Origin of the sequence: Brachybacterium subflavum, from assembly GCF_009299795.1 — a bacterium.
Classification (GTDB): Bacteria; Actinomycetota; Actinomycetes; order Actinomycetales; family Dermabacteraceae; genus Brachybacterium; species Brachybacterium subflavum.
This window is the reverse complement of sequence record NZ_VIGP01000004.1, coordinates 342636-362056: the sequence shown is the minus strand read 5'-3', so window position 1 is coordinate 362056 and position 19421 is coordinate 342636. Positions and strand designations below refer to the sequence as shown.

Below are 19421 nucleotides of genomic sequence, written 5' to 3'. Positions count from 1 at the left end.
GCTCCCCGAGGCCCCTCCACTTCGCCCCACCTACGGTCCCGAGGGCGCCCCGGCCTCCGATCGCAGGCCGCAGCGGGGCAGTGACCTGCGCGCTTGCTGAACGCACTCCCTGGATCCGATGGCCTCGCCAGGCACGGACACGCCACGGAGCGGCTCGGTCGCACGATTCCACTCCACCCCGCTCCACCCTTCTGACCTGCTCTTATACTGCGGATCCGTGGGGGATTCGGCGAATGGGTAGCGGGATGTGGTGAGTTGTGGGGTAAAGTGGGGCGTGCAGGAGGGAGATGGTGATCCCTCGTCGAGAAAGGGGGCGCGGATGTTCCTCGGAACCTTCACGCCCAAGCTCGACGACAAGGGCCGCCTGATCTTTCCCGCGAAGTTCCGGGACGAGCTCGCCTCGGGCCTGGTGATGACTCGGGGACAGGAGCACTGCATCGCGGTGTACCCCCTGGCCGAGTTCCGCCAGAAGCTCGAGGAGGCCAGGCGGGCTCCGACCACGGATCAGCGCACGCGCGACTACCTGCGTGTGCTGCTCTCCGGGGCGGAGGACGTCATCCCGGACAAGCAGGGCCGCATCACGATCCCCGGCCAGCTGCGCACGTATGCGGGCCTGGACCGGGAATGCGCCGTGATCGGCGCTCTGGACCGTCTCGAGGTCTGGTCGCTCCCCGCGTGGGAGACCTACCTCGAGCAGAAGGAGGAGGGCTTCGCCCAGACCGCCGAGTCAGTGGTCCCGGGCCTGTTCTGAGGGACTCCGTCCCGCGAGACCTCTCGTCGCTCCCGCCCCGACGCAACTTCCCCGGTGGCGGGTCGGGAGCGACGAGGAATCCCGCCGGACGGCACCACGAGCAGCACGCGATGCCGCACCACGACGATCGAGAAGCACGCATCACGCAGGAGAGGCGGTGGCATGGACGAGAACCAGCATCCGGTCCGAGCCCAGGACCGCCACGCTCCCGTCATGCTCCAGGCGTGCGTCGACCTCCTCGCCCCGGCCCTCGTCGAGCCGGGCTCCGTCTACGTGGACGCGACGCTCGGGATGGGCGGCCACGCGAGCGCCGTGCTCGCCGCCTGCCCGCACTCCCGCCTGCTCGGCATCGACCGTGACACCGCGGCCCTCGAGCTCGCCCGCGAGCGCCTCGCGCAGGAGGGGTTCGCCGACCGCATCGACCTCGTGCACGCCACGTACGACGCGATCCCCGAGGTCCTCGCCGAGCGCGGGCTGACCGCGTCGGCCGTGATGATGGACCTGGGGCTCTCGAGCTTCCAGATCGACACGTCCGAGCGCGGCTTCTCCTATGCGGCCGACGCGCCCCTGGACATGCGCATGGACCCCGCCTCGGGAGGCCCCACCGCGGCCGATCTGCTGCGCGACCTCGACGAGAAGGAGCTCGCCCGCATCCTGCGGGAGTACGGCGACGAGCGCTTCGCCCCGCGCATCGCCCGCCGCATCGTCGCCGAGCGCGCCGAGCGCCCCCTCGAGCGCAGCGGAGAGCTCGTCGACCTCCTGGACCGTGCGATCCCCGCGGCCTCCCGCGCCCACGGCGGCCACCCCGCGAAGCGCTCCTTCCAGGCCCTGCGGATCGCCGTGAACGACGAGCTCGAGATCCTCGCCCGCGCGATCGAGGGAGCCCTCGACTCCGTCGGCGTCGGCGGCCGCGTGGTCGTCGAGTCCTACCACTCGGGCGAGGACCGGCTCGTGAAGTCGGCCCTGACCCGTCGCACACGCTCCTCGGCGCCGCCGGACCTGCCCTTCGAGCTCGAGGAGCACAAGCCCACCTTCGCCGCGCTCACCCGCGGCGCGCTCCAGGCCGACGAGGCCGAGCGCGAGTCCAATGCCCGCTCCGCCTCGGTGCGCCTGCGCGCCGCCGAGCGCCTCCGACCCGCACACTGACGAACGACCGACGAATCGGAACGCATCATGGCCATCAGCACCGCACCCCGCGTCGCACCCCGCCGCGCCGCGCGACCCGTCGCCCGCACCTCCGCGAGGCCCCGCCTCGCGGTGGTCGCCGCGCCGTCGACGCGACGCAGCCCGCTCCCGTTCGCGATCCTGTGCACCCTGATCGCCGTGGTCACCCTCGCCGCGGTGCTGTTCCTGAACATCCAGATGTCCGACACGAGCTACGAGATCACTCGTCTCCAATCCACCTCCCAGAAGCTCACCGAGCAGTCCCAGGGTCTGCAGGAGCAGGAGGACGAGCTGAGCACTCCCCAGGAGCTCGGCAAGCGCGCCAAGGATCTGGGCATGGTCCAGGCCGGGGACCCGGGCTACATCGATCTGGGAAGTGGCAATGTCGTCGGCGAGGCGCAGACGGTCCAGGGCGCCTCAGGGGCAGAATCGTCCTCGATCCCCGCGGCCTCGATCTACGAGGACGCGGAGACGTACCACGGAATGGGCAACGAGGGGGACTGATCGATGGCCTCGAACTCCCGTGACCGAGGACGTTCGGGCTCCTCGTCCTCGCGTGCGTCGTCCGGATCGGCGCGCGGTTCGGCGTCGCCCCGACGCCGGCAGACCCGTCCCGCGCATCCGGTGATCCCGGCGCCGCGCGTGGGCGAGCCGATGATGCGCCGCCGTCTCATGCTCACCCTCATGGGCGCGGGCGCCGTCACGCTCGGAGGCCGGCTGGTGTGGGTGCAGGGTCTGGACGCGAGCGCTCGCGCCGCGGAGGCCGTCGACCAGCGCACCACCGATCGCACCATCACCGCCCTGCGCGGCGAGATCGTCGATCGCAACGGCGCCGTGCTCGCGCGCAGCGTCGAGCGCTACGACCTCTGGGTGAACCAGCAGCAGGTCGGCGACTTCAAGCCCGAGGACGAGGACCTGGGCACGGGCGTGAAGGCAGCCGCCAAGGTGCTCTCCCCGCTGCTGGACGAGGACGTCGACGATCTCGAGAAGACCCTCACCGGAACGCGCGGCTTCCTCTACCTGCGCAAGAACGTCGAGCCCGACGTGCGCGAGGCCGTCATCTCGCAGCAGATCCCCGGGATCGGCTCGGACCGTGTCTCCGAGCGCATCTACCCGGCCGGGGAGATCGGCGCCAACGTCATCGGATTCATGGGCGGCGACGGCACGGCGCTGGCCGGCGCCGAGTACAAGTACGACAAGAACCTGCGCGGCAGGAACGGCAAGGTGCGCTACGAGCGCGGCGCCGGCGGCCAGGTCATCCCCACCGGCAAGCAGACCACCGAGGAGGCCGTCGACGGCGACGACCTCGTGCTCACGATCGACGAGAACCTGCAGTGGAAGTCCCAGCAGGTCGTGGCCGAGACCGTGAAGAAGTTCGGGGCCGACGCCGGCAGCGCCGTCATCTACAACGTGCGCACGGGCGAGCTGCTCGCCCTCGCCGACTACCCGACGTTCGACCCCAACAAGCCCGGCAAGACCGACCCGGAGTACCTGGGCGACCAGTCCCTGTCCAACGTGTTCGAGCCGGGCTCCACGGGCAAGCTGCTCACCGTCGCCTGCGCTCTCGAGCACAAGAAGGTCACACCGTCCTCCCACTACACGGTGCCCTACACGATGGACTTCGACGGCAACCGCATCAAGGACTCCCACCCGCACGAGACCCAGCACCTCACCCTCGCGGGCGTGCTGAAGAACAGCTCGAACGTGGGCACCGTGCAGATCTCCAAGACCGTCTCCGACAAGCAGCGCTATGCGACGCTCAAGGCCTTCGGGATCGGCGAGAAGACCGGCATCGGCCTGCCCGGGGAGTCCGAGGGCATCCTGCACCCCGTCGCCGACTGGGCGGGCCGCCTGCGCTTCACGATCGCCTTCGGCCAGGGCTACTCGGTGACCCCGATCCAGATGACCGCCGCGATCGGCGCCTTCGGGAACGACGGCGTGCGCATGCAGCCCACGATCGTGGCGGGCACCCGCGACGAGAAGGGCACGCTGACCGCGGCCACCACCGCCAAGGGCGTGCGCGCCTGCTCGAGCGAGACCGCGCGGACCATCCGCAACCTCATGGACAACGACATCGACGACGACGCCGCGTCCAACGCGGCCGTCCCGAACTACGCGGTCGGCGGCAAGACCGGCACGGCCGAGAGCGGCGCCGGCTACACCGCGTCCTTCATCGGGATGGCGCCCATCGACGACCCCGAGATCGCGATCGGCGTGTTCGTGTACGGGCTGAAGACCTTCATCTCGGGCAATACGGCGGCCGCCCCCGCGTTCTCCGAGCTCATGCAGTACACCCTCCAGACCCAGGGCATCGCGCCCACGGGGAAGAAGGGCAAGACCCTGGAGGACGAGTGGTGAGCGGTCATCCCCGCGCGGTCCCGCCCCGGCCCCGGCGCGACGAGGACGGCGCAGATGCCTCCGCGGCCCCGCGGATCACGACGGGCGAGCTCGCCCGACTGCTCGGAGCAGAGGTGGTCGGTCCCGGGGACGACGCGATCGAGCTGACCGGCGCGACCCTGGACTCCCGCAGCATCGAGCCCGGCGATCTGTACTGCGCCCTGCCCGGGGCCCGCACCCATGGCGCCCGCTTCGCCTCGCAGGCCGCGGGCTCGGGCGCGCTCGCGGCCCTCACCGATCCCGCCGGCGCCCAGGAGTGCGTGCGCGCGGGCCTGGTCGCCCTGGTCCTGGACGATCCCCGCGCCGCGACCGCGCGCGCGGCGGCCGCCGTCTACGGCGACCCCTCCCAGCGGCTCACGATGATCGGCGTCACCGGGACGAACGGCAAGACGTCCGTGGCGACGATGCTGCACCGCACCCTGCTCTCCCTGGGGATCCCGGCCGGCGTGATCGGCACCAACGGCACCGAGTACCGCGACGGTGGGGGAGTGGACGCCGAGGTCACCACCGTGCGCACGACCCCGGAGTCCCCGGACCTCCAGGGCATCCTCGCGCGCATGCTCCAGAGCGGCGTGCAGGTGTGCGTCATGGAGGTCTCGAGCCACGCGATGGTCCTCCACCGGGCCGACGAGATCGCCTTCGACGCGGTCGCCTTCACCAACCTCTCCCAGGACCACCTGGACTTCCATCGCACGATGGAGGACTACTTCCACGCCAAGGCCACCCTGTTCGCGCCCGCGCATGCGCGGATCGGCGTGGTCTGCGTGGACGACGACTGGGGCATGCGGCTCGCCCGCGAGTCCCTCATCCCGGTCACGACCTTCACCACCGACCCGGGCCGCTCCGCGGACGTCGTGGTCGAGCAGGTCGAGCCGCGTGCCTTCGGCAGCTCGCTGCGCGTGCGCGAGGCCGACGGCTCGACCCACGACCTGCGCTCGCAGATCCCCGGCATGCCGTACGTCGCCAACACCGTCGCGGTCCTGCTCCTGCTGGAGGCCGTCGGCCGCAGCGGCCCCGAGGTGCGCGAGGCGATCTCGCGCTCCGGCCGTGTGCCCGGGCGGATGGAGCTCGTCGCCGAGCAGCCCGTGCGCGGCGTGGTCGACTTCTCCCACACCGAGGACGCCCTCGCCAAGACCCTCGCCACCCTGCGAGCGGTGCCGGGCACCCGGCGGCTCCTCGCCGTGATCGGAGCGGGCGGCGATCGCGACGCCGGCAAGCGGCCGCACATGGGTGCCGTCGCCGCCGACCTCGCCGATGTCGTGATCATCACCGACGACAACCCCCGCAGCGAGGACCCCGCCTCCATCCGCGAGCAGGTGCGCGTCGGCGTCCCCACGGACTCGGCCGCCGAGGTGCACGTCGTCGCCGGTCGCGAGCGCGCGATCGATCTCGCCTGCGGGCTGGCCGACGTGGGCGACACCATCCTCCTGGCGGGCAAGGGCGCGGAGACCGGTCAGACGATCGGCGATACAGTCCTTCCGTTCGATGATCGCGTGCAGCTGCGGCGACGACTCGCCGGGTCCGACGCCGCGCCCGAGGATCCGGACGCCGCCCCGCCCCGACCCCGAGAAGGACGCTGAATGCTCGCCATCACAGCCCAGGAGATCGCCGATGCCACCGGCGGTGCGCTGATCGGCGGCGCCACGGGCACCGAGCGGGTCACCGGCGAGGCGCGCATCGACTCCCGCGCCGTGCGCGAGGGCGACCTCTTCGCCGCGTTCCACGGCGAGAACGTCGACGGCCACCGCTTCGTCGGCCCCGCCCGCGATGCCGGCGCGCCCCTCGCCCTGGTCGCCGACGAGGTCGACGTGCCCGCCGTGCGCGTCGCCGATGTCGAGAAGGCGCTGTCCGACCTCGCCCGCACCCAGCTCGCGAGTGCCCGCGCGCGCCGCGACGACCTGCGCGTGGTCGCCCTCACCGGCAGCGCCGGCAAGACCGGCACCAAGGACCTGCTGGGTGCGCTGCTGCGGGAGGCCGGGCCGACTGTCGCCCCCGCCGGCAGCCACAACAACGAGCTCGGCCTGCCGCTCACCGTGCTCTCCCTGACCGAGGACACCCGCTTCCTCGTGCTGGAGATGGGCGCCCGCGGCATCGGCCACATCGCCCACCTCGCGGCGATCGCCCGGCCGGACGTCTCCCTCGTGCTCAACGTCGGCAGCGCCCACCTCGGGGAGTTCGGCTCGGTCGAGGCCATCGCCCAGGCCAAGGGGGAGATCGTCGAGGCGCTCGAGCCCTCGGGCCGCGCCATCCTCAACGCGGACGACGCCCGCGTCGCCCGCATGGCCTCGCGCACCTCGGCTCCCGTCACCACGTGGGGCATGGCGTCCGGCGACGTGCGCATCCAGGACCTGCGCCTGGACGATCAGGCGCGTGCACGCCTCACCCTCGCCGTGCCCGAGGGCGTCACCCGCCTGGACGGCAGCGCCGTCCCCGCGGGCACGCGCGAGATCACCCTGGACCTGCTCGGCGAGCACCAGGCCCTGAACGCCGTCGCCGCCGCGACCGCAGCCCTCGTGCTGGGCATGGACCTCGACGAGATCGCGAGCATCCTCCCGCGCCTGCACGTCAGCTCCGGTCAGCGCATGGAGGCCGTGCACGCGGCCGGCGACGTGCTGATCCTCAACGACGCCTACAACGCGAACCCGGATTCCATGCGCCAGGCTCTGAAGACCCTCGCGCATCTGGGGCGCACCCGGCGCACCATCGCCGTGCTCGGCGAGATGCTCGAGCTCGGCGAGGACTCCCTGCGCCTGCACGACGAGGTGGGCCGGCTCGCCGTTCGCCTCAACATCTCGCAGCTGATCGCCGTCGGCCCCGGGGCCCGGCTGATCCACCGCGGCGCCTGCCTCGAGGGAAGCTTCGGCGACGAGTCCGAGGAGGTCCCCGACCTCGACGCCGCCCTCGAGCGCCTCGTCGAGATCGTGGAGCCGGGGGACGTCGTGCTGCTGAAGTCCTCGCGGGACGCCGGGCTGCGCACGCTCGCCGAGCCCCTGCGCGAGGCGCTCGACGCGCGCGGACGCGGCGGGGGAGGCCCCGCCGCACCGAGCGCGGCATCCACGGGCTCTCCCACCGGACCGCCCGCCGAGCCGCCCGTCGGCATGGCAGACTCGCAGGGCACGGCGACGCAGCCGCCAGCAGCATCCACGACCGACCGCCACGAACCAGGAGACGCAGGAGGCGCACGCGCATGATCGCGATCATCATCGCCGGCGGCGCCGCGCTCGTCCTGGCGCTCATCGGCACCCCGATGTACATCCGGGTGCTCGTCAAGCGCCACTACGGGCAGTTCATCCGCGACGACGGGCCCACCTCGCACTCCACCAAGCGCGGCACGCCCACGATGGGCGGCGTCGCGATCATCCTCTCCGTGCTCATCGGGTACGCGGTCGCCCACCTGATCACCCAGCAGCCGCCGTCGGCCTCGGGCCTGCTCGTGCTGTTCCTGATGACGGGCCTGGGCATCGTCGGCTTCCTCGACGACTTCATCAAGATCACCCGCCAGCGCAGTCTGGGCCTGCGCGCGTACCAGAAGCTCATCGGGCAGTTCGCGATCGCGACCGCCTTCGCCGTGATGGCGCTGCTGTTCCGCGACGACTCGGGCCATGCGCCCGCGTCCACGCGCCTCTCCTTCGTGCGGGACCTGCCTTGGCTCGACCTCGCCTTCGCCGGCACCACGATCGGCTTCGTGCTCTTCGCGATCTGGGCGAACTTCCTGGTCGCCGCCTGGTCCAACGGCGTGAACCTCACGGACGGCCTCGACGGCCTCGCCACCGGCGCCACCATCATCTTCGCGGGCGTGTACCTCGTGATCTCCTTCTGGCAGTGGCGCCAGACCTGCACCAGCGGCCACCTCATGCTCGACTCCGCGCACTGCTACAGCGCGCGCGACCCGCTGGACACCGCGATCATCGCGGCCGCGATCGGCGGCGCCTGCATCGGCTTCCTCTGGTACAACACCTCGCCCGCGAAGATCTTCATGGGCGACACCGGCTCCCTCGCCCTGGGCGGAGCGCTCGCGGGGCTCACGATCGTCTCGCGCACCGAGCTGCTCGGCGCGATCATCGGCGGTCTCTTCGTGATCATCGCCCTCTCGGTCATCATCCAGGTCACGAGCTTCAAGCTCACCCGCAAGCGCGTGTTCCGGATGGCACCGCTGCAGCACCACTTCGAGCTCAAGGGGTGGAACGAGGTCACCATCGTGGTCCGCTTCTGGATCATCGCGGGTGTGCTGGGCGCCGCCGGACTGGGTCTGTTCTACCTCGACGCCCTGCCGGGGATCGCCTCGTGAGCTCGGACGGCACGCCGGTCGACGCGCGCCCCTGGCCGGGCCTCGACGTCGCCGGGCTCCGGATCCTCGTCGTCGGCTTCGGCGTCTCCGGGTACGCGGTCGCCGACCAGACCATGCAGCGCGGTGCGAGCGTCGTCGTCGTCGACGCGGCGGACACTCCGCGCCACCGCGAGCGGGCACGCATCCTCGAGGTCTTCGACGTCCAGGTGCGCCTGGGCGCCGAGCACACTCGCGCACTCCCCGAGGACGCGGACGTCGACCTCGTGGTCACCTCCCCCGGATGGCGTCCCGACCAGCCCCTGCTCGCGCAGGCCGCCGCCGCGGGCATCCCGGTGTGGAGCGAGGTCGAGCTCGCGCGCCGCATGCAGGCGCCGGACGGCCCCGCCTGGCTGGGCGTCACCGGCACCAACGGCAAGACCACCGTCGTGACGATGCTCGAGACGATCCTGCGCGCCGAGGGGCTGCGCGCCGTCGCCTGCGGGAACGTCGGCCTGCCCGTGATCGAGGCGGCCCTCGACCCCGAGGGGTTCGACGTCCTGGCCGTCGAGCTCTCGAGCTTCCAGCTGCACTGGACCCAGCACGTGGACTGCGAGGCCGCGGCCGTCCTCAACATCACCGAGGACCACCTCGACTGGCACGGCGGCCTCGAGGCCTACGCCCGCGCCAAGGGAAAGATCTTCGAGGGCGTCCGCGTGGCCTGCGTCTTCAACACGGCCGACGACCTCACCCGGAGGCTCGTCGAGGACGCCGACGTCGTCGAGGGCGCCCGTGCCGTGGGCGTGACCCTGGGCGCCCCCGGCCCGTCCGAGCTGGGCGTCGTCGACGACCTGCTCGTGGACCGCGCCTTCGTCGAGGACCGCCGCCGTCAGGCCGCCGAGCTCGGCTCGCTGGCCGACCTGGCGCACCTGGGCCCCCACGGCGCCCCGCCCCACGTCGTCTTCAACGCGCTCGCCGCCGCGGCCCTCGCCCGCGCCCACGGCGTCTCCCAGGCGGCCGTGCGCGAGGGGCTGCGCGCCTTCCGCTCCGGCAGCCATCGCAGCGAGATCGTCGCGGTCGGCACCGGCATCGCCTTCGTCGACGACTCCAAGGCCACCAATCCCGACGCGGCCCGCGCCTCCCTGCTCGGCATGGAGCACGTGGTCTGGATCGCGGGCGGCGACACCAAGGGGGCCGACGTCGACACGCTGGTCGCCGAGGTGTCCGGACGCCTCCGCGGCGTCGTGCTCATCGGATCCGACGACACGCCCTTCCGCGAGGCGCTCGAGCGACACGCCCCCGCAATACCCCGCGTGCGCGTGCCCGCGGGTGACACTGAGGATCCCGAAGGACGTTCCCGACTGATGCGGGAGGCCGTCGACGCGGCGGCCGGACTGGCACGGGAGGGCGACGCGGTGCTCCTCGCACCCGCCGCGGCCTCGATCGACCAGTTCACGGACTATGCCGAGCGCGGCGACCTCTTCGCCGCCGCCGCCCGCGCGGCCACCGGGACGCAGGACGCCGAGGACACGCAGGAGCCGGACGGACCGGAAGGACGCGCATGAGCCCCCAGCAGACGCCCCGTCGGGCCCCTGCTGTGGTGCGCCCGGACGAGGACCGCCCCCTGGGCGACGTCGGCGGTCGCGTGCGCAACGGCCTCGGCGACTGGGGCCGCTCCCCGGTCCTGGACTTCTACGGCCTGATCTGCGTGGGCACCCTGCTCATCGGCACGGGCCTGGTGATGGTCCTCTCCAGCAGCTCCGTGGTGAGCATCGCCAAGGGCGACTCCCCGTTCGCGGGCCTTCTCGCACAGGGGAAGTTCGCACTGATCGGGCTCGTCGGCCTGCTCGTCGCCGCGTTCCTGCCCCCGCGCACCTACGAGAGGTTCGCCTGGGTGCTGCTCGGTCTCGGCATCGCCCTGCAGTGCCTCGTGCATGTGCCGGGCATCGGGGTCGCCGCCGGCGGCAACACGAACTGGATCCGCATCGCCGGCCAGACCCTGCAGCCTTCCGAGCTCCTCAAGCTCGCGCTCGCCGTCTGGCTCGGCGCGATCCTCACTCGCAAGCGCCCGCTGCTGCACCGCACGATGCATCTCGTGATCCCCGTGGTGCCGGTCATCGTGGTCGCCCTGGGCCTCGTGCTGCTGGGCCACGACCTGGGCACGATGATGATCATGGCGATGCTGGTCGCCGGCTCCCTCTGGATCGGCGGCGTGCCGCGGCGCTGGTTCGTGCTCGGCGGCGGCGTGGGCGTCGCCGCGATCCTCTTCTTCGCCCTGACCAACGCCAACCGCATGGCCCGCATCGGCAACTGGCTGCACGGCACCTGCGAGGGCGACTCCTGCCTGCAGTCCGACCAGGGCCTCATGGGCCTCGCCGAGGGCGGATGGTGGGGCGTCGGTCTGGGGCAGTCGCGCCAGAAGTGGGGGCGCCTGCCCGCCGCCCAGGACGACTACATCTTCGCGATCATCGGCGAGGAGCTCGGGCTGATCGGCACGCTCGGCGTGCTGCTGCTGTTCTCCGTGCTCGCGCTCATCCTCTTCCGGATGATCACCCGCGCCCGGGACCCGTTCATCCAGATCACCATCGGCGGCGTGGGCGCCTGGCTGCTCGGCCAGGCCTTCGTGAACATGATGGTCGTCACCGGCATGCTCCCCGTGCTCGGCGTGCCGCTGCCCTTCATCTCCTCCGGCGGCTCCGCCCTGGTCGCGTCCATGCTGGCCCTGGGCATGCTGCTGTCCTTCGCCCGCCACGAGCCCGGCGCCCAGGAGGCCCTCGCCGCCCGCATGGGCACGGTGCGCAGCGCTCTCGCCGTGATCCCCGCCGGTCGCGGGGGAGAGGGCGCGCGCCGTCGCCGCCGTGGCCGCCGCGGGGCGAAGTCGGCGCGCGGCACCTCGTCCGCGCGGAAGACGAAGACGACGGCGGAGACGGCGAAGGCATCCACCACGCGCGCCGCCGCCTCCGGCGGGCGGGCCCGCACCGCAGCCCCCTCCTCCCGCTCGCGCGGCGCCGGGGCCCGCAGCTCCGGGACCCGCACCACCGGGTCTCGCGGCGCCGGATCCCGCAGCACGGGCACACGGAGAACCGGCACCCGCTCCGGCGGCGTGCGTGCGACCGGCGGACGATCCGCAGGAGTCCGTTCGACGGGCACCGCACGCCGCGCCCCCGCCCGCTCGTCCGCCCGATCGGCCCAGCCCACTGCACGCCCCGACACCGAGGGATACGCCCGCTGATGAACGCACCGACCGTCCTGCTGGCCGGAGGCGGCACCGCGGGCCACGTCTCGCCCCTGCTCGCCACCGCCGCGAAGATCCGCGAGCTCGCCCCCGAGGCCGAGGTGCTCGCCCTCGGCACGGCCGACGGGCTGGAGGCCGACCTCGTCCCCGCCGCGGGCCTCGAGCTCGTCACCATCGAGAAGGTGCCCTTCCCGCGCCGCCCGAACGGCGCCGCGCTGCGCTTCCCGGCCCGCTTCGGCGGCAGCCTGCGCGAGGTGCGCGCACTCATGAGGGACCGCGGTGTCGGCGCCGTCTGCGGCTTCGGGGGCTACGTGTGCCCGCCCGCCTATCTCGCCTCCGCCTCCGCGCGCGTCCCGCGCCTGATCCATGAGGCGAATCGTCGGCCCGGCCTCGCCAACCGCCTCGGCGCCCGCGGGGCGGCTGCCGTGCTCACGGCCTTCGAGAACACCCCGCTGCCCGGTGCCCGCCGCATCGGCATGCCCATGCGCGAGGGCATCGCGACTCTCGACCGCGCGGCCCGCCGCGCCGACGCCGTGCGCTCCTTCGGGCTCGACCCGGATCGCCCCGTGCTGCTGGTCACCGGAGGGTCCCTCGGCGCTCAGCACCTCAACGAGGTGGTCGTGCACAGCGCCGACACGGTGCTCGCGCACGGCGGCCAGATCCTCCACGTCACGGGCCGCGGCAAGACCGAGGTGGGGGCCGCTCTCGCGGATCGCGACGGCTATCAGCTGGTCGAGTACGTGAACGCCATGGAGGACGCCTACGCCGCCGCCGACCTCGCCGTCACCCGCTCCGGGGCCGGCACCGTCAGCGAGCTCACGGCCGTCGGCCTGCCCGCGGTGTTCGTGCCCCTGCCGGTCGGCAACGGGGAGCAGGCGCTGAACGGCCAGGAGGTCGTGAGCGCCGGCGGCGCCCTCATGATCGCCGACGCGGACCTCGACGAGCAGGCCATCACCGGCACGATCCTGCCGCTGCTGAGCGACCCCGAGCGCCTGCGCGCGATGTCCGACGCCTCCCGTGCCTTCGGCATCGCCGACGCCGCCGAGCGCCTCGCCGGCCTCGTCCTCGCCGCCGCCCACAGCGGCTGATCCCAGCGCGGCGGATCCCAGCGCGACAGGCTCCAGCGTGGCCGACCCAGCGCGGGCGACCCCTCCGCGAGTCGGCCGCAGAGCCCCTCCCGCCTCTCGCCGGACACGTGACCGACGACGCGCGGAGAGCCTCCGGGAGCCTCCGAGGAGCGCCGGTTACCGTGGGCGCATGACCGCGCGCGCTGCCTCCGACGACCTTCCCGCCCTGCCCGACGAGGTGCGCACGATGCTCCGTCCCGGAGACGTCGTCACCGACTCCGCATGGCCCCAGGCCGCCGTGCGCTCGATCCACGTGGTGCGCATCGGCGGCGCGGGGATGTCCGCCGTCGCGCGGCTCGCCCTCGAGGCGGGGCTCGCCGTGAGCGGCTCGGACTCCCAGGACGGCCAGTTCATCGGCCCGCTGCGCGCGGCGGGCGCTCGCATCGGGATCGGCTTCGACGCGGGCCTGCTCGCGGATGACGTCGATCTCGTCGTCGTCTCCACCGCCGTGCGCGCCGACAACGTCGAGGTGATCGCCGCCCGCGAGCGCGGCATCCCCGTCATCCATCGAGCCGCGGCACTCGCCGGACTGCTGCAGGACCGCCGACTGCTCGCGGTCGCCGGCACCCACGGCAAGACGTCGACGACGGCGATGGCCGTGCTCGCGCTGCGCGGCGCGGGCGGCGACCCGGCCTGGGCCCTCGGCGCCGCGGTCCCGGACCTGGGTCGCAATGCCGGACTGCGCGAGGACGCCGACTCCGAGCAGGCGACGGACGAGGCCGGTCCGGGTGGTGCTCTCGCGGTGATCGAGGCCGATGAGTCCGACGGCTCCTTCCTCGCCTTCGCGCCCTCCGCGCTCGTGGTCACCAACCTCGAGGCCGACCATCTGGACTTCCATGGCGACGAGGCGACCCTCGTGGCCGCATTCGACGCGCTCGTCGACCGCCTCGCGACGGGCGGCGCCCTCGTGGTCTGCGCCGATGACGCGGGCGCTGCGGCACTGGGGGAGCGGTCCGCGGCGCGCGGCGTCGACGTCCTGACCTACGGCCGCGCCACCGGCGCGGACTGGCGCCTGCTCGAGGAGTCGCCCGAGGCCACCGGCACGCACGCCCGGATCGCCGGCCCCGTCGGCGAGATCGAGCTGGACCTGCGCGTCACCGGACACCACAACGTGCTGAACGCCATGGGCGCGCTGGCCGGGTCCCTCGCCCTGCTGCTCGCCGGCGGACTCGAGGCCGACGGCGACGAGGCCGACGGCCAGAGGTCCGCCGGGGCCCCTGACCCCGCGGCGACCGCGCGGGACCTGGCGACGGGCGTCGGCCCGTTCACCGGCGCCTCGCGCCGCTTCGACCTGCGCGGGGTGGTACGCGGCGTGCCCGTGTTCGACGACTACGCGCACCACCCGCGGGAGGTCGAGGCGACGATCGCCGCGGCCCGGGGCATCGTCGGCCCCACCGGGCGCGTGCTCGTCGCCTTCCAGCCGCACCTCTTTTCGCGCACACGCGACTTCGCAGGAGACTTCGCCCGTGCCCTCGGCCGGGCCGACGAGACCTGGGTGATGCCCGTCTACGGGGCCCGGGAGGATCCCGACCCCGCCGTCGATGCGCGCACCATCACCGATCGCGCCGAGCCGGGCGCCGTGCTGCACGCGCTGACCGACCGCACCGAGGTCGCGCCCTCCCTCGCGGCCGCAGCAGAGGACGGCGACATCGTCCTCATGCTCGGGGCGGGGGACATCGTCGAGGCGACACCGGGGGTGCTCGCAGCACTCGGCGGTGAGCAGTCCTGATGGCGCGCCGTCCCACCCCTCCGCGGCCGCGTCCCGGAGCGCCGGAGACCCGTCCGCCGGCCGATGAGCGCTCTGCGACCCCTCAGCGCAGGCAGCCCGCTTCCGGCCAGACCCCCGCATCCCGCCAGGCATCCGCCCAGCGCGAGGCGCCCACGACCCGGAAGAGCGCCGCTCAGCGCCAGGGGACTGCGTCGCAGAAGAGGTCTGCGCAGCGCCGGGGCTCCGCGGCGCAGAAGAGCTCCACGCAGCGCTCGGCGACCGCGACGCGGTCGGCGCGTGCGGAGAACCGGGCGTCCGTGCAGCGATCCGCGCCCTCCGGGTCCGCGTCGGCCCCCGCCCCGGGGCGCACGGGCGCCGACGCGTCCCCCGCGGAGACGGCGGGCCGGGGACGCGTCGTGCAGGCCGCCGACCGCTTCGGCGGGATGCTGCGTGCGCGCCCCTGGCGGCGGCGCCGCCGCGCGATCATCCTCGGCACCGCGGGCGCGGTCCTCGCCCTGATCGTCCTGCTGGTCGTCGCGATCACCATCCCGCCGCTGCGGGTGCACGAGGTGGCGGTGACCGGCGCGGACTACGTGGATTCTTCCGCGGTCACCGACGCCGCGGCCCCGCAGGAGGACCACAGCATGCTGCTCGTGCGCTCGGGCGCCGTGGAGGAGGCGGTCGAGGAGGTGCCCGGGGTGAAGTCGGCCCGGGTCTCCAAGAAGTGGCCGAGCACGCTCAGCGTCGAGGTCACCGAGCGCACGCCCCTGGCCACCCTCGAGGAGGCCGACGGCTCCACGCACATCCTCGATGCCGACGGCGTCGAGCTCCCCGAGGCCGCGGGGAAGGACGAGGAGCTCGTCCCGCTCACGATCGGCGGGAAGGGCGGGGACACCGACGCGATCTCCGGGTCCATGCTGTCCGTGCTCGCGGCGCTGCCGGACTCGATGCGCACCACCGTCACCGCCATCACCGCGTCCTCCACGAATGACGTGACGCTCACGGTGAAGACCGATTCCGGGACGAAGACCATCGTGTGGGGCAACGCCCAGGACAGCGAGCTGAAGGCGAAGGTCGCCACAACGCTGCTCTCCCAGCCCGGCAGCGAGATCGACGTCACCAGCCCGGTCGCTCCCGTCACGCGCTGAGGCGGCGGGGCGCTCCTGCCTGCTGCGGCGGGCGCGCCCGGGCCACCTGCCGACGACCCTGCGAGCACGTCCGCGGCGCTCCGCCCGACGACGGGACCGCGCACATCAACGCGACACGCCGCGACACGCGCGGGGCGGTCGTTGCGCCGATCAGACCTCGTCCATAGCGTCGAGACAAGGGATGAGAGCGGAGAAGTCCCAACCTCAACTCGAGGTCGAGGGTCAGGGTTCGCGGACCTCGCCCCCTCTCTCATCAGCACGAGTACGACAAGAGCAAGGACCTGAACGTGGCCGGATCCCAGAACTATCTCGCTGTCATCAAGGTCGTCGGCATCGGCGGCGGCGGTGTCAACGCCGTCAACCGCATGATCGAATCCGGCCTCAAGGGCGTCGAGTTCATCGCGATCAACACCGACGCCCAGGCGCTGCTCATGTCGGATGCCGACGTGAAGCTCGACGTGGGCAAGGAGATCACCCGCGGCCTCGGCGCCGGCGCCGATCCCGAGGTGGGCCGCAAGGCCGCCGAGGACCACGGCGAGGAGATCGAGGAGGTCCTGCGCGGGGCCGACATGGTCTTCGTGACCGCCGGCGAGGGCGGCGGCACCGGCACGGGCGGCGCGCCCGTGGTCGCCAAGATCGCCCGCAGCCTCGGCGCGCTGACCATCGGCGTGGTCACGCGTCCCTTCACCTTCGAGGGTCGCCGCCGCTCGAGCCAGGCCGAGTCCGGCATCGAGGCGCTGCAGTCCGAGGTCGACACCCTCATCGTCATCCCCAACGACCGCCTGCTCTCGATCGCCGACAAGCAGGTCTCGATGCTCGACGCGTTCAAGAGCGCGGACCAGGTCCTGCTCTCCGGCGTCCAGGGCATCACCGACCTCATCACCACGCCGGGCCTGATCAACCTCGACTTCGCCGACGTGAAGTCCGTGATGCAGGGAGCTGGCAGCGCCCTCATGGGCATCGGCTCCTCCCGCGGGGACGATCGCGCCCTGCAGGCCGCCGAGCTCGCCGTCTCCAGCCCTCTGCTGGAGGCCTCGATCGACGGCGCCTACGGCGTGCTGCTCTCGATCCAGGGCGGCAGCGACCTGGGTCTGTACGAGGTCTCGGAGGCCGCCCGCCTGGTGCAGGAGGCCGCCCACCCGGACGCGAACATCATCTTCGGCTCCGTGATCGACGACGCCCTGGGCGACGAGGTCCGCGTGACCGTCATCGCCGCCGGCTTCGAGGGCGGCGGGCCCACCCCGCGCACCGACTCGTCGAGCGCCGTGCGCTCGGGGGGATCGGAACGCGGGGACCGCGGGCTGGCCGCGGGAGGATCGGACCGCGCCTCCCGCCAGGAGGGCGCCGCCCGCGCCTTCGGCGCGAGCCGTCCCTCGCCGTCGGCCCCGGCCCGTCCCGAGCCGCGCCCGGTGCGCTCGGCCGATTCCGCGTCGACCGCGACCACCGGCGGCTGGGGCGCTCCCCAGCAGAGCTTCACGCCGTCCCAGCAGGCGCCGGCCACCGAGCCCGCCGCGGCCGATCCGGCGGATGCCGAGGAGGAGGCGCCCCAGCAGGTGCAGCCCGTGCAGCCGGCGCCGGTCCAGCCGCAGTCCTCCCCGGTGCGCCCCCCGCGCGTCGAGGAGCCCCCGGCCGACGACGACGACCTGGATCTGCCCTCGTTCCTCAAGTGAGCGACCGGCAGCAGTGAACGACCAGCGGCCGACGGCCGTCAACGGTGCTCGGGCCCCGCGGCTTCGCGGGGCCCGAGCCCTGTTCACGACCCGGCTCGGAGGGGTCTCCGAGCCCCCGTTCGAGGGGCTGAACCTCGCCCACCACGTGGGCGACGCCCCGGAGGCCGTGACGCGGAACCGCGAGCGGCTCGCCGCGCACATCGGCGCGCCCCTCGTCTTCGTCGAACAGGTCCACTCCGACCGCGTGCACGTGCTGCGGGCCTCGGAACGTGCCGCAGGGGATGCAGGGGAGCAGCAGGTCGTGACGGCGGATGCGCTCGTCACCGACCGTGCTGACGTGGCCCTGGCGATCATGGTGGCCGACTGCCTCCCGGTGCTGTTCAGCGACGCCGAGGCGGGCGTCGTGGCCGCGGCGCACGCGGGCCGCACGGGCCTGCTCGGCGGAGTGCTCGAGCGCACGCTCGAGGAGATGCGAGTGCTCGGCGCGCGCCCCGAGCGCACGCATGCGGCCATCGGCCCGGGCATCTGCGGGGCCTGCTACGAGGTGCCCGAGGAGATGCGCGCCCGGGCCGCCGCAGTCATCCCGGCCGTCCGGGCGTCGACGCGTCAGGGCACCTCCGCCCTCGATCTGCGCGCCGGCGCGCGCGCGATCCTCGAGGGAGCAGGGCTGGCTCCGTCGGCCGTCGACGACGACCATCCGTGCACCTTCGAGACCGACGCCCTGTTCTCCTACCGCCGTGCGCGGCGCACGGGCCGGTTCGCCGGAGTGATCCGCCGCGCCTGACCCGGCGCGGCCGCGCCCGCCCCGGCACCACTCCGGCCGACGCGTCGCGAGCGCCGGCGACATGCGCCGCGACCGCGGGTGATGCGACACGCCGGAGCACGACACGCCGTCGACGTCCGTCAGAGCGTCGCGACCCTCCGGTAGGTTCTGGACCGGGACTCCCGCGCACTCCCCGTGCTTCCCCGGAGTCCCATCAACCGCAGCGGACGAACGAATGCACAGGGAGAGCACCATGGGAGCCTGGCACAACGCGATGGTCGCTCTCGGCCTCGCCAACGAGGTCGACGAGGACTACTACGAGGACGAGCAGCCGCGTCGCGACGAGGTGGCGCCCGTGCGCCGCACCGAGCGCGCGCCGGAGCCGACCCACGAGCGGGAGGCGCAGGTGACCCCGATCCGTCAGCGCCAGAGCAGCGTGGTGGCCGTCAGCCACCCGTCGGAGGACACGATGCAGCGCATCACCACCATTCATCCGCGCTCGTACAACGACGCCAAGGCGATCGGCGAGTCCTTCCGGGACGGCGTGCCGGTGATCGTGAACCTGAGCGACATGCAGGACGGCGATGCCAAGCGCATGGTCGATTTCTGCGCCGGTCTGGTCTTCGGGCTGCGCGGCAGCATCGAGCGCATCACCGGGAAGGTGTTCCTGCTCTCCCCGGAGTTCGTCGAGGTGGACGGCGAGTCCACCACGGACGAGGGCAGCTTCTACAACCAGAGCTGAGCGCGCAGTGCAGCTGATCGCCTCGATCCTCTATCTCGCGCTGCTGCTGTACACGCTGGTCCTGCTGGCACGTCTCGTGCTCGACTGGATCCGTTCGTACGCGCGCGACTTCCGGCCCCGCGGCATCGTGCTGCTGCTGTTCGAGATCGTCTTCACGCTCACGGATCCCCCTGTGCGCGCTCTGCGCCGGGTGATCCCGCCCCTGCGGCTGGGCAGCTTCTCCCTCGACCTCAGCCTGCTCATCCTGCTGCTGGTGTGCTCCCTGCTGATGCGCGTGCTCCTGGGCCTCGCGAGCTGAGACCTGCGCCGAAGCCCTCCACCCGAGCGGTCGAGAGGCTCCACCCCTGGACGTGGCGCCTGCCACGGCGGCGGGGTCCACGACCTGGCCATGGCACCGCGCGGGATCGGCTACGCTGTGCAGTGCGACGCTGAGCGGCGCGTTGACCACACGA

The 19421-nt window shown here is 73.0% G+C and carries 16 protein-coding genes; all 16 read left to right on the top strand.

Features of this window, described 5'->3' with window-relative positions:
• Nucleotides 1-319: 319 nt before the first annotated feature.
• A complete protein-coding gene (mraZ, locus tag FHG10_RS11860) occupies nucleotides 320-751 on the top strand; it encodes a division/cell wall cluster transcriptional repressor MraZ (RefSeq protein WP_109275379.1) in 432 nt (143 codons plus the stop codon).
• Between the two features lie 162 nt (nucleotides 752-913).
• On the top strand, nucleotides 914-1897 hold the full coding sequence (gene rsmH, locus FHG10_RS11855; protein ID WP_152353538.1) for a 16S rRNA (cytosine(1402)-N(4))-methyltransferase RsmH: 984 nt from the start codon (nucleotides 914-916) through the stop codon (nucleotides 1895-1897).
• A gap of 27 nt (nucleotides 1898-1924) precedes the next feature.
• Nucleotides 1925-2419, top strand: a complete 495-nt coding sequence (locus tag FHG10_RS11850) for a hypothetical protein (RefSeq protein WP_152353537.1) — start codon at nucleotides 1925-1927, stop codon at nucleotides 2417-2419.
• Nucleotides 2420-2557: 138 nt separating this feature from the next.
• Complete coding sequence (locus FHG10_RS11845) at nucleotides 2558-4273, top strand: peptidoglycan D,D-transpeptidase FtsI family protein (protein WP_227488210.1); 1716 nt, start codon at nucleotides 2558-2560, stop codon at nucleotides 4271-4273.
• Nucleotides 4270-5892, top strand: a complete 1623-nt coding sequence (locus tag FHG10_RS11840; protein WP_152353535.1) for a UDP-N-acetylmuramoyl-L-alanyl-D-glutamate--2,6-diaminopimelate ligase — start codon at nucleotides 4270-4272, stop codon at nucleotides 5890-5892. Before FHG10_RS11845 ends, FHG10_RS11840 begins: the two co-directional genes overlap by 4 nt.
• On the top strand, nucleotides 5893-7503 hold the full coding sequence (locus FHG10_RS11835; RefSeq protein WP_152353534.1) for a UDP-N-acetylmuramoyl-tripeptide--D-alanyl-D-alanine ligase: 1611 nt from the start codon (nucleotides 5893-5895) through the stop codon (nucleotides 7501-7503).
• The gene (gene mraY / locus FHG10_RS11830) at nucleotides 7500-8600 is read left to right on the top strand and encodes a phospho-N-acetylmuramoyl-pentapeptide-transferase (protein WP_152353533.1); all 1101 of its coding nucleotides are present in this window, start codon (nucleotides 7500-7502) and stop codon (nucleotides 8598-8600) included. Before FHG10_RS11835 ends, mraY begins: the two co-directional genes overlap by 4 nt.
• The gene (gene murD, locus FHG10_RS11825; protein WP_152353532.1) at nucleotides 8597-10141 is read left to right on the top strand and encodes a UDP-N-acetylmuramoyl-L-alanine--D-glutamate ligase; all 1545 of its coding nucleotides are present in this window, start codon (nucleotides 8597-8599) and stop codon (nucleotides 10139-10141) included. Before mraY ends, murD begins: the two co-directional genes overlap by 4 nt.
• Entirely contained in the window at nucleotides 10138-11808 is a 1671-nt protein-coding gene (ftsW, locus tag FHG10_RS11820; RefSeq protein ID WP_152353531.1) for a putative lipid II flippase FtsW, read from the top strand. Before murD ends, ftsW begins: the two co-directional genes overlap by 4 nt.
• Nucleotides 11808-12899: an undecaprenyldiphospho-muramoylpentapeptide beta-N-acetylglucosaminyltransferase gene (gene murG / locus FHG10_RS11815; RefSeq protein WP_152353530.1), complete on the top strand. Its 1092-nt coding sequence runs from the start codon at nucleotides 11808-11810 to the stop codon at nucleotides 12897-12899. The genes ftsW and murG overlap by 1 nt, the downstream gene beginning before the upstream one ends.
• 169 nt (nucleotides 12900-13068) lie before the next feature.
• Nucleotides 13069-14667, top strand: coding sequence for a UDP-N-acetylmuramate--L-alanine ligase (murC, locus tag FHG10_RS11810; protein ID WP_152353529.1), 1599 nt, complete (start codon nucleotides 13069-13071; stop codon nucleotides 14665-14667).
• 395 nt (nucleotides 14668-15062) lie between these two features.
• Nucleotides 15063-15794: a cell division protein FtsQ/DivIB gene (locus tag FHG10_RS18020; protein WP_193636291.1), complete on the top strand. Its 732-nt coding sequence runs from the start codon at nucleotides 15063-15065 to the stop codon at nucleotides 15792-15794.
• A gap of 287 nt (nucleotides 15795-16081) precedes the next feature.
• Nucleotides 16082-17464, top strand: coding sequence for a cell division protein FtsZ (gene ftsZ, locus FHG10_RS11800; protein ID WP_152353527.1), 1383 nt, complete (start codon nucleotides 16082-16084; stop codon nucleotides 17462-17464).
• A 13-nt stretch (nucleotides 17465-17477) separates the two neighbouring features.
• The gene (gene pgeF / locus FHG10_RS11795) at nucleotides 17478-18248 is read left to right on the top strand and encodes a peptidoglycan editing factor PgeF (protein ID WP_152353526.1); all 771 of its coding nucleotides are present in this window, start codon (nucleotides 17478-17480) and stop codon (nucleotides 18246-18248) included.
• A 232-nt stretch (nucleotides 18249-18480) separates the two neighbouring features.
• Nucleotides 18481-18969: a cell division protein SepF gene (locus FHG10_RS11790; RefSeq protein WP_152353525.1), complete on the top strand. Its 489-nt coding sequence runs from the start codon at nucleotides 18481-18483 to the stop codon at nucleotides 18967-18969.
• 7 nt (nucleotides 18970-18976) lie between these two features.
• Nucleotides 18977-19267 carry a YggT family protein gene (locus tag FHG10_RS11785; RefSeq protein WP_152353524.1) on the top strand — a complete coding sequence of 97 codons (291 nt, stop codon included), beginning with the start codon at nucleotides 18977-18979 and terminating at the stop codon, nucleotides 19265-19267.
• The last annotated feature ends 154 nt before the right edge of the window (nucleotides 19268-19421 follow it).

Coding starts and splice junctions, on each gene's coding strand:
- mraZ (WP_109275379.1), top strand. CDS start 320: ATGTTCCTCGGAACCTTCACGCCCAAGCTCGACGACAAGGGCCGCCTG.
- rsmH (WP_152353538.1), top strand. CDS start 914: ATGGACGAGAACCAGCATCCGGTCCGAGCCCAGGACCGCCACGCTCCC.
- FHG10_RS11850 (WP_152353537.1), top strand. CDS start 1,925: ATGGCCATCAGCACCGCACCCCGCGTCGCACCCCGCCGCGCCGCGCGA.
- FHG10_RS11835 (WP_152353534.1), top strand. CDS start 5,893: ATGCTCGCCATCACAGCCCAGGAGATCGCCGATGCCACCGGCGGTGCG.
- mraY (WP_152353533.1), top strand. CDS start 7,500: ATGATCGCGATCATCATCGCCGGCGGCGCCGCGCTCGTCCTGGCGCTC.
- ftsW (WP_152353531.1), top strand. CDS start 10,138: ATGAGCCCCCAGCAGACGCCCCGTCGGGCCCCTGCTGTGGTGCGCCCG.
- murG (WP_152353530.1), top strand. CDS start 11,808: ATGAACGCACCGACCGTCCTGCTGGCCGGAGGCGGCACCGCGGGCCAC.
- murC (WP_152353529.1), top strand. CDS start 13,069: ATGACCGCGCGCGCTGCCTCCGACGACCTTCCCGCCCTGCCCGACGAG.
- FHG10_RS11790 (WP_152353525.1), top strand. CDS start 18,481: ATGGGAGCCTGGCACAACGCGATGGTCGCTCTCGGCCTCGCCAACGAG.